Source organism: Dictyoglomus sp. LHC4 (assembly GCF_055181355.1).
In genome coordinates, this window is record NZ_CM143707.1 from 1,000,704 (window position 1) to 1,018,981 (window position 18,278).

Consider the following 18,278-nt stretch of genomic DNA (forward strand, 5'->3'; position numbering starts at 1 on the left):
ATTATGAGTGGTTTTATATTAGTATCTGAATTTAAACCCTGTGGAGATCAACCTCAGGCTATAGAGAAGCTTACCGAAGGTGTTAAAAGAGGCCTGAGATACCAGACCCTTATAGGGGTTACTGGGTCAGGCAAGACTTTTACTATGGCAAATGTGATAGCCAATGTACAAAAACCTACTCTGGTAATTGCTCCTAATAAGACCCTTGCAGCCCAACTATATAGTGAGTTTAAAGAATTTTTCCCATATAATGCAGTAGAGTATTTTGTAAGTTATTATGACTATTATCAACCTGAAGCATACATTCCTCAAACTGATACTTATATAGAAAAGGATGCAGATATAAACGATAGAATTGATAGGTTAAGACATAGTACTACAAGTAGTCTTCTTTCAAGAAGAGATGTTATTGTGGTTGCAAGTGTATCTTGTATATATGGTTTGGGCTCTCCTGAAGATTATGAACAGATGATATTTATGATTAAAGAAGGAGATGAAATACCTCGGGAAGTACTTTTAAGAAAACTTATAAAATTACAATATGAAAGAAATGATTATGAATTTACAAGAGGAAAGTTTAAAGTTAGGGGAGACTTAGTAGAGATATTTCCTATAGGAGGAGAAACTGCGATTAGAGTAGAATATTGGGGTGATATAATAGAAAGAATCTCAGAGGTTGATCCTATAAGTGGTAAAAGAATTTATGATTTAGAAAGTACTTTTATTTATCCTGCCACCCATTATATAGCTCCTACAGAGAAATTAGAAAGGGCTATAGAATCTATTAGAAAAGAATTGGAAGAAAGACTTGAGGAGCTTAGATCTCAAGGAAAGTTTCTTGAAGCAAAAAGATTAGAAGCAAGAACCCTTTATGATTTAGAACTCTTGAAAGAGGTGGGTTATTGTAAGGGAATAGAAAATTATTCAAGACATTTTGATGGTAGAAAACCTGGTGATCCTCCTTATACCCTTCTGGATTATTTTCCTGAGGATTTTTTAGTATTTATTGATGAATCTCATCTAACTATTCCTCAACTTAGGGCTATGTATCATGGTGACAAATCAAGAAAAGATAATTTAGTAGAATATGGATTTAGACTTCCTTCAGCTTATGACAATCGTCCTCTGACATTTGAAGAATTTTGGGAAAGGGTTCCACAAGTGATCTTTGTTTCTGCAACACCTGCAGATTTTGAGCTTAGTATTTCAGAACAGGTAGTAGAGCAACTTATCAGACCTACAGGATTACTTGATCCTGAAATTGAGGTGCATCCAACGGAGGGTCAGATTGAGCATCTAATTTCAAAGATAAAAGAGGCAGTTTCAAGAGGAGAAAGGGTTCTTGTAACTACATTAACAAAAAGAACAGCTGAGGATCTAGCAGAATATCTATCTAATCTTGGTATAAGAGTAACCTATTTGCATTCAGAGATAGAAACCTTAGAAAGAACAGGAATTTTACAAGATCTGAGATTGGGAAAATTTGAAGTATTAGTAGGGATAAATCTTCTTAGGGAGGGGTTAGATCTACCCGAGGTCTCATTGGTAGCAATTTTAGATGCTGACAGAGAAGGGTTTTTAAGATCAGAAAGATCTCTTATCCAAGTGATGGGAAGAGCAGCAAGAAACGTTAATGGTAAAGTAATTATGTATGCAGATACTATAACCGATTCTATGAGAAGGGCTATTGAAGAGACGGAGAGAAGAAGAAGAATTCAAATGGAATATAATAAAGCTCATGGAATAGTTCCAAGAAGTATTCAAAAATCTGTAAAAGAAGTTTTTGATTTTGTTGAGGCAGTTAGTGAGAAAAAAGTAGATTATAAATCTGTATCTAAAAATCTATCTATAGATGAGATAGAAGAGGTTATAAAACAGCTTGAAAAGGAGATGTATTCTGCTGCTGCAGAACTTGATTTTGAGAGAGCGGCATATTTAAGGGATCAAATAAAAGAATTAAAGAATGAATTAAAGAAAAAGACAAAATTATGAGTGATTATATAAAGATTAGGGGAGCAAGAGAACATAACTTAAAGAATATAAATTTAGATATCCCCAGAAACAAACTTATTGTATTTACCGGGATAAGTGGCTCTGGTAAATCTTCTCTTGCCTTTGATACCATATATGCTGAGGGGCAAAGGAGATATGTAGAATCTCTTTCTACTTATGCAAGACAATTTTTAGGACAGTTAAATAAGCCTGATGTAGATATTATAGAAGGTCTTTCACCCGCTATCTCTATAGATCAAAAAGCAGTGATAAAAAATCCTCGATCTACGGTAGGTACCGTTACTGAGATATATGATTATTTAAGACTTCTTTTTGCTAATATTGGAAGACCCCATTGTCCAAATTGCGGTATTGAAATCTCTGCCCAAACCTCCCAGGAAATAGTGGAAAAGATTCTTTTTTGGGAAGAGGGAACAAGAATTCAAATCCTTTCTCCTGTGGTAAGGGGAAGAAAAGGAGAGTATAAGAAGTTATTGGAGAATTTAAGAAAAGAAGGATTTTTAAGAGTAAAAATAGATTATGAGCTCTATTCCTTAGAAGATGAAATAGAGCTTGATAAGAATAAAAAACATGATATTTCTGTGATCATAGATAGATTAATAGTGAAACCTGATATAAAGACAAGATTATCTGATTCAGTAGAATTGGCCTTAAAACTTAGTGAAGGATTATTAATCGTAGAAAAATATGTGGGAGATAAAGTGGAAGAACACATTTTCAGTGAAAATTATGCTTGTCCAATATGTGGGTTTAGTTTTGGGGAGATAACTCCAAGGTTTTTCTCTTTTAATAGTCCATATGGGGCTTGTCCTGTATGCTCCGGACTTGGAGGCAAAAGAGAATTTGATCCAGATTTGATTTTGGATTATGAAAAATCTATATCAGAGGGGGCAATTATCCCTTGGGGAAAAGAAATATCTCCTTATTATAAAATTCTACTTGCCAATATTGGGAAGAGACTTGGTTTTAATCTTGATACTCCCCTCAAATTTTTTACAGAAAATCAACTAAAATCTCTTTTATATGGTGTACCTTTTGCGGTAGAAGTAAATTTTCCCGACTGGGATATTTATGGATATAGACATTTTGAGGGTTTAATAAATATATTTATGAAAAGATATGAAGAGACAGAATCTGAGGATGTTAAAAACTTCTATGAGAGATTTATGGTTTTTTCACCCTGTAGTGAATGTGGGGGAAAGAGATTAAGGAAAGAAGCTCTATCGGTATTTGTAGGGGGTAAAAATATAGCTGATGTTTCTTCTTTAACTCTTGTGGAATTGAAAGATTTTCTTATGAATCTTTCCTTAACTGATAGAGAAAGAATCATTGCATCACCCATATTGAAAGAAATAATTCAAAGAGTAAATTTTTTAATAGAGGTAGGTGTAGATTATTTAACTCTTGATAGATCTGCATCTACATTATCTGGAGGAGAATCTCAAAGAGTTAGGCTTGCTACTCAAATTGGGTCAGGACTTGTAGGAGTTATATATGTCCTTGATGAACCAAGTATAGGATTACATCCAAGGGATAATGAAAAATTAATAAAGAATCTAAAAAATCTTAGAGATCTTGGAAATACAGTAATCGTTGTAGAACATGATGAAGAAGTAATTAGATCTGCAGATTTTATTGTAGATATAGGGCCAGGAGCTGGGGAGAAAGGAGGACAAATTGTTGTTGCTGGTCCTTTAAACGAGGTAATAAAACATCCTGAATCTTTAACAGTCCAATATCTTAGAGGTGAGAGAAAAATTCCTATTCCTGTAAGGAGAAGGAATATAGGTGGAAGATGGTTAGAAATTAAAGGGGCTAAGGCAAGAAACTTAAAAAATATAGATGTTAAAATTCCACTAAATGTCTTTGTATGTCTTACTGGTGTGTCGGGCTCTGGAAAGAGTACTCTTGTGGAAGAGATTATATATCCTGCTCTTCAGAAAGCATTACATGGAAAGAAGGTAAGAAGCGAGTATTATGAGGAAATAAAAGGTATTGAATATATAGATAAGGTTATTATCATTGATCAATCTCCTATAGGGAGGACTCCGAGATCTAATCCAGCTACCTATACCAATGTTTTTACTGAAATAAGAGAACTTTTTGCTCAATTACCAGAAGCTAAAATGAGAGGATATAAAGCTGGAAGATTTAGCTTTAATGTAAAGGGTGGAAGATGCGAAGCGTGTAAAGGTGAAGGTATGGTAAAAGTAGAAATGCATTTTTTACCTGATATTTATATTCCATGCGAAGTATGTAAAGGGAAAAGATATAATAGTGAGACCTTAGAGATAAGGTATAAAGGTAAAAATATTGCAGATGTATTAGATATGAGTGTAGAAGAAGCCTTGGAATTTTTTGAAAATTTTTCATCTATTCGAAGAAAGCTGGAAACATTATATGATGTTGGATTAGGATATATAAGGTTAGGACAGCCTGCTACTACTCTTTCAGGAGGAGAAGCTCAAAGAATCAAGCTTGCAGCAGAACTTTCAAGAAAAAGTACAGGTAGGACTTTTTATATTTTAGATGAGCCAACAACAGGACTACATTTTGCTGATATAGAAAAACTATTAAATCTTCTTCATCGATTGGTTGATGCTGGAAATACGGTACTTGTTATAGAGCATAATCTGGATGTGATAAAAACAGCAGATTATATTATTGATTTAGGTCCTGAAGGGGGAGATAGGGGTGGTGAGATTGTAGCAGAGGGTACTCCTGAAGATGTAGCTATGAATGATAGGTCATACACAGGACAATTTTTAAAAAGGATTTTGAATATAAAGGAGGAAGTGAATGAAAGGAGCTTTAAGAATAGATAATAATAAATTTTTAGTAGTAGAGTTTGAAAAGGGAGTCATTACAAAAGTATATTTTAGTTTTAAAGAGAAAATTGAGAAGGATTTCCCAGGAAAGGACTTATTTTTAGATTATTTTTCTGGTAAGATTGTAGATTTTAAAGATCTCAAACTTGATATGAAGGATATTCCTAGATTTTTTGTGAAAGTATATCAATTACTTAGAAATTTGCCTTATGGAAGAATTACAAATTATGAGAGTATTGCTATAGAATTAGGAAATAAAAATTTAAGCAGAGCTGTAGGTAATGCATTAAGAAGGAACCCTTTTTTGATTGTGATCCCATGCCATAGGGTTGTTAAGAAGGATGGAAATATAGGTAATTTCTCTTTTGGAAAAGATTTAAAAATATGGCTTCTTAGAATGGAAGGAGTGATGATAGAAAATGAGAAAGTATATAGCTTTAGACATTGGTGGGACTAAGATTGCATTAGGAAGATTTAAGGAAGAAGGAATTTTGGAAGAGAAAGTTGTATTTCCAACAAGACCTGAGAGAGGTTATCAAAAGATTTTAGAAGAGATGATAGACAATATAGAAAAGCTTTTAACTCCAGATGTAATAGCCATAGGGATAGGAACAGCTGGTCCATTAGATAGAATTAAAGGAGAAATATATTCACCCCCTAATCTTCCAGGATGGAATGGAGTACCTTTAAAAAAAGATTTAGAAGAAGCCTTCAAAATTCCTGTTTATATGGATAATGATGCTAACGCAGCTTGTCTGGGAGAATATTATTTTGGGGCTGGAAAAGGAGTAAAAGATTTAGTTTATGTAACTGTAAGTACAGGGATAGGGGGAGGAATTATTATAGATGGAAAAATTTTACATGGTAGGAGAGATAGCGCTGGAGAAGTTGGGCATCAGACCATTTTACCTGATGGCCCATTATGTAATTGTGGTAATAGAGGATGTTTAGAAGCTCTTGCTTCAGGAACTGCTATAGCAAAAAGGGCAAAAGAAGCTATAGAAAGGGGTGAAGATACTATACTTTTAGATTGGAGTAAGAAGGAAGAAATTACCGCAAAACATGTAAGGTCTGCTATGTTGTTAGGAGATAAGGTAGCAACTTGTATTTGGAATCAGGCAATGGAATATTTAGGTATTGGGATAGGTAATATTATCACGATTCTTTCTCCTCAAAGGGTAATAATTGGGGGAAGCGTAGGTCTTTCAGGAGAGGATGTTATTCTTAAAATAAAAGAAATAGTTGGGCAGAGAGTCTTTTTGGTTCCTGTGGACATGGTTGAAATTGTCTCTGCCCAACTCGGAGAAGATGTAGGTCTATATGGAGCTTTTTCAGTAGCACTTCATGAGATTACTTTGAAGGCGACATAAAGGGAATAGGTGTGGTCATATTTAATGGCTCTTTTTGTTTTATAATCTTGCCTTGAGGTAATGTTCTTAGAGTGTTAGGAGATAAATTTGAATTAATTTTTACTTCTGACCACAATATTTCTATATATGGCCTATTTTGTACATCATAAACTTTTAATCTTAAGGGTATATAATCCTTTGTTATAAAAAATTCTAAATAGGAATAATTGGCTTTTAATTCTGGTTTTTGGGGAATTCCTGTAATCTTATATAATTTTTGATTTTTTTCTGTAACTTCCTCTAACTTTAATGAAAAGTCTTCATTAGAGCCAATCATAGGAATAGAGGAAAAAGAAATAGTAGAGGTTTGGGTTACAGTGTAAGGTGCTTCAATAATTTGTTTAGTGGAAGGAGAATACATTCTTGTTATTTGTTTTTCAGCATCAATCAAAAATATCTGTCCAGCCAGAAGTGCTGGTTCTGTAAAATCAATTCTTAAAATAGATGGGTTTTTTATTGCCTTAATCTCCATCGACACCTTTGTGGGAAGGCTTTCTCCTTTGCTGGAATAAGAATAGACTGTCATTGTCATTTTCATACTTATATCTTTTGCTAAGTTCCATTTATTCTCTATTTCTTTGAAAATAGAATCAGGAGTTTGAGCATATACGAAGGAAAAAAAGAGAGAAAAAATTAGTACTAAATTTAGAATCTTTTTCATCTTTTAATTACCTCCTTTTTAAAACTGATAGGAAATTTTCATTCCAAGACTTGTATTTTCAGAGTCTCCTTTCAATTCATATTTTATAAAGAGACTATTCCACATAGTTCCTTCCAAGGCAGGAAAATTGAGTGCTAATTTAGTAAAGATATAACTCTTGCCTGATAAATTGATAAGATATCTTGCTAAGCCTTCGACATTTAAATTATTAGAAACATTCCATTGGGCTTTTATTCCCAGATCTATTTTGTGTTCATTGTCTTTTGTATTGTAAAAATAACCTATGCTATATTCTGGAAAAATTTTACTGCTTGATGGTAAAGCTAATGAAAGTTTAAAACCTAAATCTCCTTCATCTAAGGAAGACAAAGAAAGAGTATTTCCATTTAAATATCCTATGAATCCTCTTATTCCTAAACTTCCAATATTTATTTCTCCGTTAAATAAAACACTAAAATTTAAATTTGAATCTTTAAGGTATAAATTTGTCTCCTGAGCTAGTAATAGAAATCCAAGAGGAAGATAAATTTTTCTTACAAATAAGATGTCTGCCATATAATTTTCGGTATTATTTTTATTTAAAGATAAAATAGAAAGGGTAAGATAATTATTATTGGAAAACGTGGTATTCCATCCTAAAATTTTTAAGGGTATATTTGGTTCTAAATGGGTTGATGAAGGGAGATCCTCAAATGTTCTACTTCCTTTTCCAGATAGATAAAAAATCTCATTATTTCCTAAATAGAAACTTAATTGATAGCCATTTAATCTTAAATTATTTGTAAAAAGGTTCAAAGATGGATAAAAAAGACCTGATGCTATCTTTAAATGTGGGGATTGGATAAAAAGATGATAGTTTATTTCCTTATTTAGAGTGTTGTATAAAATAGAGGACCCTAAACCCAAATTGTTACTCCACCATCTTTCAAAAGAGATATTAAAGTCTTGGCCATATGAAGAATTTACCTCTGTTGAAATTTCCATTTTACCCCATTCATACGCATAAGTTAAGGAAAACAAGATGATAAAAGATAGAGATATTATTATAATCTTTCTCATGATTCCCTCCCTTTTGACATTTTCTATAAATCTTTTTATAATCCAAAAAGGGAGATTTATCAAGTATGGAGAAAGAAAGAAGAGAAGCTTTATTTTTACTTATACTTATAATATTTGATTTAATAACATTAAGTTTTTCTTTGCCTTTGGCTTATTTTATTCGTTTCAATCTGTTAAGTAAGATTCCATATTTTTATGTAGAAAGAAATGAAATTCCTCAATTTTTTCCATATTATTTTACTCTTAACTTAATTTTATTTGCTGCTTGGGTTTTACTTTTAATTATGTATAAGGTCTATAGATCTAAGAATTTGTTATCTTTTCAACAAGTATTTAGTGCTATCACCATAGGTACCTTTTTGGTTTCTTCTTTGTCTTTCTTTTATCGTGATTTTTCTTATTCGAGGTTAGTTTTTATATTAACTTGGGGAGTGGAAATAATATTAACCTTTTTTACAAGGATAATTCTTTTTCTTTTAAAGGTGTCTACTATAGGCAAAGTTTCTAATAAAGTAATTATAGTAGGGATAAATGAAATATCAGAAGTAATTAAATCTTTTTGGGAGCAAAAATCTTATTTAAATTATAATGTTATAGATATGATTGAGGATATAGATAATATTGAGGAATTAGTTTCTCAAAATGATATTAATGAGATATTGGTAACCAAAAGGCTCAGTGATAGGGAAGTTTTAAGACTGATATCTTTGAAAAGGAAAAAGGGGGTTTATATAAAAATGGTGCCAGAAAGTTATCTCTTTTTTAGCAAGAGGATATCTTTTGATGAAATTAGTGGTATCCCAATTATGGAGCTTGAAATCTCCAATTTGGAAGGATTTCAAAGTTATATAAAAGAGATTGTAGATATAGTATTAGGAACTATAGGGCTAATTGTATTCTCTCCCCTTTTTATAATAATTGCTATTCTTATAAAATTGGATTCAGAGGGTCCTATCTTTTATAAACATCTGAGAGTGGGTAGATATGGTAAGCCCTTCTATTTGTGGAAATTTAGGACAATGTATAAGGATGCAGATAAGATTTTAGATAAATATCCAGAGCTAAAGAAGGAATTTGAAAAAGAATTTAAGCTTAAAAAAGATCCAAGGATAACACGTATAGGTAAATTTTTGAGAAAGTTTAGTTTAGATGAGATTCCACAGATTTTTAATATTTTGAAAGGAGAAATGAGTATTGTAGGTCCAAGGCCTGTAACCTTTAAGGAGCTGGAAAAGTATGGTGAATTTAAAGATGAAGTCCTTAGAGCAAAGCCTGGTTTAACAGGTCTTTGGCAGGTTAGTGGTAGAAGCAATTTGGATTATGCAAGAAGAATATCATTGGATCTTTATTACATACAAAATTGGAGTCTTCTTTTAGATATAAAGATAATTCTTAAAACTATTCCTGCTGTTTTATTGGGAAAGGGTGCTTACTAAACAAGTTATGATATAATCTAAATGGTGATTTTTCATGGAAGATCTTTTGAATGAAATGGTATTGGTATTAAATAGTAATTATGAACCCTTAGATGTATGTAAAGTTAAGAGGGCAATTAGTCTTATTTTACTAGAGAAGGCTGAGACTGTAGAAACAAATGGTGGCTTTGTAAGAAGTGCAACTTTAGAACTTGAGATACCATCTGTGATTAGGCTACTTTACTATGTAAAAAGACCAAGATTGGAACTTAAGCTTTCAAGGAAAGGGATATTTCTGAGAGATAATTATACATGTCAATATTGTGGTAAAAAAGGAGGAGAGTTAACAATAGATCATGTAGTACCTAAAAGACTTGGTGGAAAATCTGTTTGGGAAAATTTGGTAACTGCATGTAAGGAATGTAATCATAAGAAGGGAGATAGGACTCTTGAAGAGGCTAATATGAGACTTTTGAAGGAGCCAAAAGCTCCTAAACATGTTTATTATTTTAGATTAGCTAAATATTTAGAGGAAGAAAAAAACGAGGGATGGAAAAAATATTTCTTTAATGCAGATATTTAGTTTTTGAATTATATTTGGAGGAATACTCATGTGGTATAAAATATCTAAGGAAGAAGTATTAATGAGATTAGAAGTGAGCCTGGATACGGGACTATCTGAGGAAGAAGCAAGAAAAAGGTTGGAGCAATATGGTAAAAATACTATTCCTGAAAAACCCCCTGAAACTTTTATAGGTATCTTATTAAGACAGTTTAAGGAATTTCTTACTATTGTACTTCTTATTGCCACCTTTATTTCTTTTGTTTTGGGAGAGACAAAGGATGCGATAGCTATTTTGATTATTGTGCTTATAAATGCTTTTTTGGGTGCTTTTCAAGAGTTTAAAGCTGAACAGACTCTTGCTTCTTTAAAATCTTATATAACTCCTAAAGTAAAAGTTATAAGGGATGGAAAGATTAAAGAAATTAATATAGAGGACTTAGTAACAGGTGATATAGTTCTTGTAGAAGAAGGAGAGAAAATACCTGCAGATATTAGATGGATTGAAACCTCAAATCTTCAAGTTGATGAGTCTATTTTAACCGGTGAATCGGTAGCAGTAACAAAGAATGCAGATTTTATAGCGGATAATGACATGACTTTAGGTGATCAACTTAATATGGGCTTTAAAGGAACCACTGTAGTTTCTGGTAAAGGAAAGGGTGTTGTAGTAGGAACAGGTTTAAATACAGCACTTGGAAATATTGCTCGTATGCTATCTGAGATAGAAGAAGAAAAAACTCCTCTTCAGAAAGAATTAGAAAAGCTTGGAAAACAGTTAACTTATGTAATTCTTGCTATCATATTTTTAGTTTTTATTATAGGAGTTATTCAAGGAAGAAATGCCTTTGAAATGTTTTTTACGTCTGTAAGTTTAGCGGTTGCAGCTATTCCCGAAGGTCTTCCTACAGTTATTACTATTCTTCTTGCATTAGGTGTACAAGAGATGGCAAGAAACAAAGCTATTGTGAGGAGGCTTTCTGCTGTTGAAGCTTTAGGAGCCACATCTGTTATTTGTACTGATAAGACAGGTACTTTAACAGAAAACAAGATGGATCTTGTGTCTGCGTTGTTACCAGATGGAAAAATAATTAAAAAGGAAGATTTTGAAAAGGAAAAAGATTATATAAAGGAGTTGCTTTTTACTGCTGTTTTAGCAAGCGATGTGAAGAAAAAAGATGATGGTAGTTTTATAGGTGATCCATTAGATGTGGCAATATATAATCATTATTCGAAACTTTACCCATTAAATTATTATGAAAAAGTAGATGAAATTCCATTTAATTCTCAAAGGAAGAGAGTAAGTGTTATTTATAGATTAGATAATTTATATTTTCTTGCAATAAAAGGAGCTGGTGAGGAAATTTTAAGAAGAAGTAAGTTTTATTATCTAAATAGTAAAGAAATAGAATTAACAGAAGAAAAGAAAAAGGAATTTTTAGAGGCTCAGGATGAGTTGGCCAAACAAGGTTTAAGGGTTTTAGCTGTAGCAAAGAGAACCTTTAAGGATTTAATAGACAAAGATAATTGGGAAAAGGATCTTGTTTTTTTAGGTTTTTTGGGATTTATGGATCCTCTTCGAGAGGGGATAAAGGAGGCTATTGAAGAATGTAAAAGAGCAGGTATTCGTCCTATTATTGTAACAGGCGATTATCTTTTAACAGCCAAAAAGATAGCCCAGGATCTTGGAATGGATGTGGAAAATGGTTTATATTATACAGGAGAAGATATAAACAAAGTAGGATTAGATAATATATCTTGGGACAATGTAGTTATTTTTTCAAGAGTCTTACCAGATCATAAGATGGATATTGTAAAGAAGTTAAAGGAAAGAGGAGAGATAGTTGCAATGACGGGAGATGGTGTGAATGATGCCCCTGCATTAAAAATGGCAGATATTGGGGTGAGTATGGGGTTGAGAGGAACTGATGTGGCCAGAGGCGCATCAGACCTTGTCCTTCTTGATGATAGTTTTGCTACAATTGTAAAGGCTGTTAAAGAAGGAAGAAGGATATTTGATAACATAAGAAAGGTGACATATTATTTACTTTCGTGTAATCTAAGTGAGATTTTTGTGGTAAGTACAAGTATATTTTTAGGTTTACCTTTACCCTTGACACCTTTAGAGCTTCTTTGGATTAATTTAATAACTGATGGCTTTCCAGCCTTAGCATTAGGGATAGAATCCTATGAAAAAGATATTATGATGAGAAAGCCAAGAAGAATAGAAGAAGGTATTATTAATAAAGAATTATGGAGAAAGATAATTATTGATGGAATTTTTATGGGGATCTCTTCATTAATATTATTTAATATTGGGTTAGCTAAAAGCGTAAATTTTGCAAGAACTATGGCTTTTTCTGGTCTTGTTTTTTCACAGATTTTCCAAGCCTCGAGTATTTCATTAAGGGGAAGAGAAAAGATTTTTGGAGAGTTATTCTCAAATAAATATTTAAGTTTAGCTATAATATTTTCAATTATTATCCAGCTTTTAGTATTATATACACCTTGGGGAATAGGATTTTTTAATATGGGGGTTTTAGATCTAAAAGATCTTGTTCTTGTTATTTTATTGAGCTTGTTACCAATTTATAAATTAATAGGAGAAAAAATATATGAAAAAATTTTTAAGAGAACTGTTAATTTATAGTATAAGTTTTTTATTAATTCTCTTTTTAACAAGTCAACTATTTTCTCTTGAAAAAAGACCAATTTATACATCTATAGAGAGTAATAGAGAAAATTCTGTATATACTCCAACATACACGTTAACAAATGTTACAAATACTCAAACCTATTCAATGACGGCTCAGAAGACCGTAACTTCTACATCCTCTCAATCAAGCACTAAAGAAAAAGAATCTTCACAAGAAGAAATACAAAATCCATCCCAGATTATATATGAAGTTAAGGTAGGAGATACTATTATTGGAATTGCTCAAAAATATGGAATAAGTTGGCAAGAGTTGGCCAAAATAAATAAATTAAAAGATCCTAATTATTTAGTGATAGGACAAAAATTAATTATTCCATTAAATAACAAATAGATATAAACCCTTGTCTTTAATAAGTTTATTTGATATAATTTATCCAAGAGTGCGGACGTAGCTCAGTCGGTAGAGCGAGGGACTGAAAATCCCTGCGTCGGGGGTTCGATTCCCTCCGTCCGCACCATATAATAGGGAGAATAAAGAGGAATTTGATAAGGAAGGGATTTTATCTTTTTTATGGATTTTTTAAGTCTTTTTTACCTTTCGAACTCCTAAGCGCCCGTAGCTCAGTAGGACAGAGCAGCGGTTTCCTAAACCGCGTGTCGGGGGTTCGAATCCCTTCGGGCGCACCACTTTTGAATACCCGCATTACCTACCCTATGCTTCAATATATATTACTGGAGGTGGTATATATATTTAAAACACAGTATTCTTTATGCTCTTTAAAACATGAATCATTAAGAACTCTAAGGAGGTAGGAGCGATGGCAGAGGTAAAATTGGAAAATGTAACAAAAAAATTTGGTGATGTTATAGCTGTTAATAACGTATCTCTTGATATCAAGGATAAAGAGTTTATTGTTCTTGTTGGACCATCTGGTTGTGGTAAAACAACTACATTAAGAATGATTGCTGGATTAGAAGAGATAACATCTGGAAACATCTATATTGATGGTAGAATAGTTAATGATATACCCCCCAAAGATAGAGATATAGCAATGGTATTTCAGAACTATGCTCTTTATCCTCACATGACTGTTTATGATAATATGGCTTTTGGTCTAAAACTTAGAAAATATCCGAAGAGTGAAATTGATAGAAGAGTTAAAGCAGCTGCTGAGATGTTAGGTATTGAGAATTTGCTTAAGAGAAAACCCAAAGAACTCTCCGGTGGTCAAAGACAGCGTGTGGCTTTAGGTCGTGCAATTGTTCGTGAACCTAAAGTTTTCCTTATGGATGAGCCTTTATCTAACTTAGATGCAAAATTAAGAGTTCAAATGAGGGCGGAGCTTAAAAAACTTCAAAGAACACTTGGAGTTACTACCATATATGTAACCCATGATCAAACAGAGGCTATGACAATGGGTGATAGAATTGTGGTTATGAAGGATGGAGTAGTACAACAAGTGGATGATCCTTTGACAGTTTATGAAAAACCTAATAATGTATTTGTAGCTGGTTTCATAGGTAGTCCTCCAATGAATTTTATTGATGCAACTCTCTCTGAAGATGCTAAAATCCTTGATCTTGGAAGTTTCAAACTAGGAATTCCTTCTGATATGCAATCTTTTGTGGCAGAACATGCCAAAAACTATCTGAGTAAAAAGGTTATTTTGGGAGTAAGACCAGAGCATATATATGAAGTAGCTCTTATGAAAACAGAAGATCTAATACCAGAAGCTGTAGCAGATCTAAAAGTGGAAGTTTTAGAACCTATGGGAACTGAAGTATATTTATATTTATTAAATGGACCTGTAAGTGTAGTAGCGAGAGTTAGTGCAGAAACAAGGGCAAGGATGGGTGAAAATGTAAAAGTGATGTTTGATCTAAGAAAGATGCATCTTTTTGATCCTGTTACTCAGATGGCTATAATTTAAGGATTATTAAGGAAAGGGGTATTAAAGAGATGTTAAGGAAGGGGGATTTAATTCCCCCTTCCTTTATATCTAATTATTAACATGTGTTAATAGGGAGGATTAATATGGTAGAGAGATATTTTAATTTAGTACTTCATTCCCATCTTCCTTATGTTAAAAAGGCTGGAAGATGGCCTTTTGGAGAGGAATGGTTCTATGAAGCTATGTTGGAAACATATATACCTCTTTCCATGTGTTTTGATAGATTAATTGATAAGGGTATTGAATGGCATTTAACCATAGGTGTTACTCCAGTTCTATCTGAGATGATGATGGATTCTTATATGATTTATGAAACTGAGAAATATATAAGCAATAAGTTAGAAATGGCCAAAAAAGATTATGATTTATTTGAGAAGGAGAATATGAAAGAATCAGAAGTTGCAAAATTTTATATTGAGTATTTTGAAAAGATTTTAGATTTTTTTAAGAATAAAATATCATATAATATTCTTGGATATTGGGGTAATCTTCAGAGGGAAGGATATCTTGATATAATAACATCATCTGCAACTCATGCATATTTACCTCTTTTAAAAAAGAATTCATCTATATATGCTCAGCTTTATATTGGTAAAGAGACATATTTGAGAAAGTTTAACAGACCTCCTAAGGGTATTTGGCTTCCTGAATGTGCCTATAAGCCTGGGATTGAAAAATTTTTAGAGAATTTTGATATTAAGTATTTCTTTGTTGATACCCATACAATCCTTGGTGGAGAACCTTTGGATTATCCTTATTTTAAAAAGAAAGAAATAGAGATTAAAAAGATTGAAAGAAGTATTTATAAACCATATTTAGTATCTGATAGTAATGTGATTGTTTTTGGAAGAGATAGTAGGACAAGTATGCAAGTATGGTCTGCAGAATGGGGATATCCTGGAGATGGAGTTTATAGAGAATTTCACAAAAAAGCAGATACTTCAGGTATTCAGTACTGGAGAATAACAGATAAAACCAAGGGATTAGGGGAAAAAGATGTTTATGATCCATTGTTAGTTAAAGGTAGAGTTTATGAACATGCTGAACATTTTGTAAGTATTTTAGAAAATGAGATAAAAGAAGAGGGAATTGTGACTGCAATGTATGATACTGAACTATTTGGACATTGGTGGTTTGAGGGACTCATGTTTATTGAGAGAGTATTTGAGCTTTTAAATGAAAGTAAAAAAGTTAAAAGTATAAATGCGAGCTTAGCATTAGAAAAATTTGAGCCTGAAGAAAGAATTGATCTTCCTGAATCATCATGGGGAAGAGGTGGAAAACATGAAGTGTGGCTTAATGAGGAAACTTATGAATTATGGGAAAAAATTTATGAAGTAGAAGAATTTATAGAAGAGATTGTTTCAAGTGTAAAAGAACAGAAAGTTCCATTATGGAAAGAAAAAGTACTAAATCAAATGGGAAGAGAGAAATTACTTCTTGAAAGTAGTGATTGGCCATTTTTAATTACTACAGGACAAGCCAAAGAATATGGTTTTAATAGATTTTATGAACACTATAACAATTTTAAGGATCTATCTAATTTTTTAAATGAGGATAAATTATCTATTGAAGGTTATAGGACATTGAAAAAATTAGAAGATAAGGACTCTTTATTCTTGTCCTTAAATTATAGAATCTTTGAAAGGAGGTAGAGGATGCAAAAAAAGATATATTTTTCTTTAGGACTGCATAATCATCAACCTGTAGGAAACTTTGACTTTGTAATTGAAAGAGCATATCAAATGTGTTATAAGCCTCTTATTGAATTTTTTTATAACTATCCAAAATTTCCTTTCAATATCCACTTTTCAGGATATTTATTGCTTTGGTTGGAGAATAATCATCCTGAGTATTTTCAGATTCTTAAGGCTTTATCAGAAAGGAAACAAGTTGAGATATTAAGCGGTGGTTTTTATGAACCTATATTACCTATAATACCTGATAAAGATAAAATTTTGCAGATTAAAAAACTAAATGATTATATCTATAATAAATTTGGGCAAAGACCAAAAGGAATGTGGCTTGCAGAAAGAGTTTGGGAACCTCATCTTGTTAAATTTATGGCAGAGTCTGGTATTGAGTATGTAATTGTAGATGATGCTCATTTTCTATCAGTTGGATTAAATGAAGATGATCTTTTTGGTTATTACTTAATGGAAGAAGAAGGGTATAAATTAGCTGTTTTTCCAATTAGTATGAAATTGAGATATCTAATTCCTTTTGCAGATCCTCAAGAGACAGTAGAATATTTGGATAAGTATGCAACAGTAGAGGGAGATAGAATAGCTCTTCTTTTTGATGATGGAGAAAAATTTGGACTTTGGCCTGATACATATAAGACAGTATATGAAGAAAATTGGCTTGAAAGATTTTTCGAGAAATTGGAGGAAAATTTTTTGTTAGTAACGCCTGTTAATTTATATGAGTACATGAAAAAATATCCCCCTAAAGGGAGAATTTACTTACCTACAGCCTCCTACAGAGAAATGATGGAATGGGTTCTATTTCCAGATGCACGATTGAATTTAGAGAGATTAGTAGAAAAACTTAAGAATGAAGGTACATGGGAAATATATGCACCATTTATTAAAGGGGGTTTTTGGAGAAATTTTCTTAGCAAATATGACGAATCAAACCATATGCAAAAGAAGATGTTATATGTGAGGAAAAAAATTGATTTATCAAATAATGATGAGTTAAAAAATAAAGCCTTAGAGGAACTTTGGCAAGGGCAAGCGAATGATGCGTATTGGCATGGAATTTTTGGTGGACTTTATCTTCCACATTTAAGATCTGCTATTTATGAACATTTAATTAAAGCAGAAAATTTTATTGATGGTGATTTCAAATATAATATTTTTGACTTTGATTGTGATGGTAAAGATGAGATTATAATTGAATCTTCTGTTTTTAATCTTTATTTTTCACCCTCTTATGGAGGATCATTAATAGAATGGGATTTTAAAAATAAGTCTTTTAATCTTACTAATGTTCTTACCCGTAGAAGAGAAGCTTATCACGAGAAGCTTCATAAAATAGAAGAAGATGCATCAGGAAAAAGTATTCATGAGAGATGGACAGCTAAAGAGAAAAGATTAGATCAAGTATTATTTTATGATAGACATAGAAGGGTATCTTTTATTGAAAAATTTTATGAGAAAGAACCAGCTATTGATTTATTACTAAAAGATAATGAAAATTTAATAATCGATACTTTCTATGAGAAATTTGACTATGATATAAAGGAAGAGAATAGTAGATTCTTTTGTTCCTTTAAAAAGGGATTTTCAGATTTTGAATTATACAAGATTTTTCTAATTCCTAAGGATAGGAATGAAATTAAAGTATATTATCGAATTATAAATTTAAAAGATGGGAATATTAGTTTGAATTTCTCATGGGAGATAAATTTAAATTTCTTGGCACCTAATCATCCTGATTTTTATTATTTTTCTGCAAAAAATGAGAAGGCTCCTCTTAATTCTATGGGAGTTGAGAGTATAAATAGATGGGGTATAAGTTCTGGAATTGGAATAAATTTAGACTGTTATCTTGATATGGAAACAAAAGTTTATAGATATCCTATTGAGACTGTATCTTTATCAGAAGAGGGGTTTGAAAGAGTATATCAAGGAAGTGATTTTGTACATTTTTATCATATAAATTTAGGACCAAATCAAATTTGGGAAACTTGTGTGAAATTTATTGTTTATTGATAAT

At 32.0% G+C, this 18,278-nt stretch carries 13 protein-coding genes and 2 tRNA genes; 13 read left to right on the plus strand and 2 right to left on the minus strand.

Features of this window, described 5'->3' with window-relative positions:
* Positions 1-3: 3 nt before the first annotated feature.
* The 4 genes from uvrB to ACY3JO_RS04850 are packed head-to-tail and all read left to right on the plus strand — an operon-like array spanning position 4 to position 6,211.
* The gene (gene uvrB, locus ACY3JO_RS04835) at positions 4-1,992 is read left to right on the plus strand and encodes an excinuclease ABC subunit UvrB (RefSeq protein WP_463083925.1); all 1,989 of its coding nucleotides are present in this window, start codon (positions 4-6) and stop codon (positions 1,990-1,992) included.
* Positions 1,989-4,838, plus strand: coding sequence for an excinuclease ABC subunit UvrA (gene uvrA, locus ACY3JO_RS04840; RefSeq protein ID WP_463083926.1), 2,850 nt, complete (start codon positions 1,989-1,991; stop codon positions 4,836-4,838). Before uvrB ends, uvrA begins: the two co-directional genes overlap by 4 nt.
* Positions 4,813-5,298, plus strand: a complete 486-nt coding sequence (locus ACY3JO_RS04845) for a methylated-DNA--[protein]-cysteine S-methyltransferase (RefSeq protein ID WP_463083927.1) — start codon at positions 4,813-4,815, stop codon at positions 5,296-5,298. The genes uvrA and ACY3JO_RS04845 overlap by 26 nt, the downstream gene beginning before the upstream one ends.
* Complete coding sequence (locus ACY3JO_RS04850; protein ID WP_463083928.1) at positions 5,261-6,211, plus strand: ROK family protein; 951 nt, start codon at positions 5,261-5,263, stop codon at positions 6,209-6,211. The genes ACY3JO_RS04845 and ACY3JO_RS04850 overlap by 38 nt, the downstream gene beginning before the upstream one ends.
* On the opposite strand, the gene ACY3JO_RS04855 is transcribed toward ACY3JO_RS04850, so the two are convergent.
* Both ACY3JO_RS04855 and ACY3JO_RS04860 read right to left on the minus strand, forming a co-directional pair.
* Entirely contained in the window at positions 6,192-6,911 is a 720-nt protein-coding gene (locus tag ACY3JO_RS04855; RefSeq protein WP_463083929.1) for a LolA family protein, read from the minus strand. The genes ACY3JO_RS04850 and ACY3JO_RS04855 overlap by 20 nt on opposite strands.
* An 18-nt stretch (positions 6,912-6,929) precedes the next feature.
* Positions 6,930-7,970: a hypothetical protein gene (locus ACY3JO_RS04860; RefSeq protein ID WP_463083930.1), complete on the minus strand. Its 1,041-nt coding sequence runs from the start codon at positions 7,968-7,970 to the stop codon at positions 6,930-6,932.
* 65 nt (positions 7,971-8,035) lie between these two features.
* On the opposite strand from ACY3JO_RS04860, the gene ACY3JO_RS04865 reads away from it, so the two are divergent.
* The 9 genes from ACY3JO_RS04865 to ACY3JO_RS04905 all read left to right on the plus strand — a co-directional run bounded on the left by ACY3JO_RS04865 (position 8,036) and on the right by ACY3JO_RS04905 (position 18,274).
* On the plus strand, positions 8,036-9,406 hold the full coding sequence (locus tag ACY3JO_RS04865) for a sugar transferase (protein ID WP_463083931.1): 1,371 nt from the start codon (positions 8,036-8,038) through the stop codon (positions 9,404-9,406).
* A gap of 34 nt (positions 9,407-9,440) precedes the next feature.
* Positions 9,441-9,968, plus strand: coding sequence for an HNH endonuclease (locus tag ACY3JO_RS04870; RefSeq protein ID WP_463083932.1), 528 nt, complete (start codon positions 9,441-9,443; stop codon positions 9,966-9,968).
* A 28-nt stretch (positions 9,969-9,996) separates the two neighbouring features.
* Positions 9,997-12,597 carry a calcium-translocating P-type ATPase, PMCA-type gene (locus ACY3JO_RS04875; protein ID WP_463083933.1) on the plus strand — a complete coding sequence of 867 codons (2,601 nt, stop codon included), beginning with the start codon at positions 9,997-9,999 and terminating at the stop codon, positions 12,595-12,597.
* The gene (locus ACY3JO_RS04880; RefSeq protein WP_463083934.1) at positions 12,563-12,994 is read left to right on the plus strand and encodes a LysM peptidoglycan-binding domain-containing protein; all 432 of its coding nucleotides are present in this window, start codon (positions 12,563-12,565) and stop codon (positions 12,992-12,994) included. Before ACY3JO_RS04875 ends, ACY3JO_RS04880 begins: the two co-directional genes overlap by 35 nt.
* A gap of 51 nt (positions 12,995-13,045) precedes the next feature.
* A tRNA-Phe gene (locus ACY3JO_RS04885) sits at positions 13,046-13,121 on the plus strand.
* A 92-nt stretch (positions 13,122-13,213) separates the two neighbouring features.
* Positions 13,214-13,290, plus strand: a tRNA-Arg gene (locus ACY3JO_RS04890).
* A 131-nt stretch (positions 13,291-13,421) separates the two neighbouring features.
* Positions 13,422-14,534 carry an ABC transporter ATP-binding protein gene (locus ACY3JO_RS04895; protein WP_463083935.1) on the plus strand — a complete coding sequence of 371 codons (1,113 nt, stop codon included), beginning with the start codon at positions 13,422-13,424 and terminating at the stop codon, positions 14,532-14,534.
* Between the two features lie 104 nt (positions 14,535-14,638).
* On the plus strand, positions 14,639-16,210 hold the full coding sequence (locus tag ACY3JO_RS04900; protein ID WP_463083936.1) for a 1,4-alpha-glucan branching protein domain-containing protein: 1,572 nt from the start codon (positions 14,639-14,641) through the stop codon (positions 16,208-16,210).
* 3 nt (positions 16,211-16,213) lie between these two features.
* A complete protein-coding gene (locus ACY3JO_RS04905; protein WP_463083937.1) occupies positions 16,214-18,274 on the plus strand; it encodes an alpha-amylase/4-alpha-glucanotransferase domain-containing protein in 2,061 nt (686 codons plus the stop codon).
* Positions 18,275-18,278 lie beyond the last annotated feature (4 nt).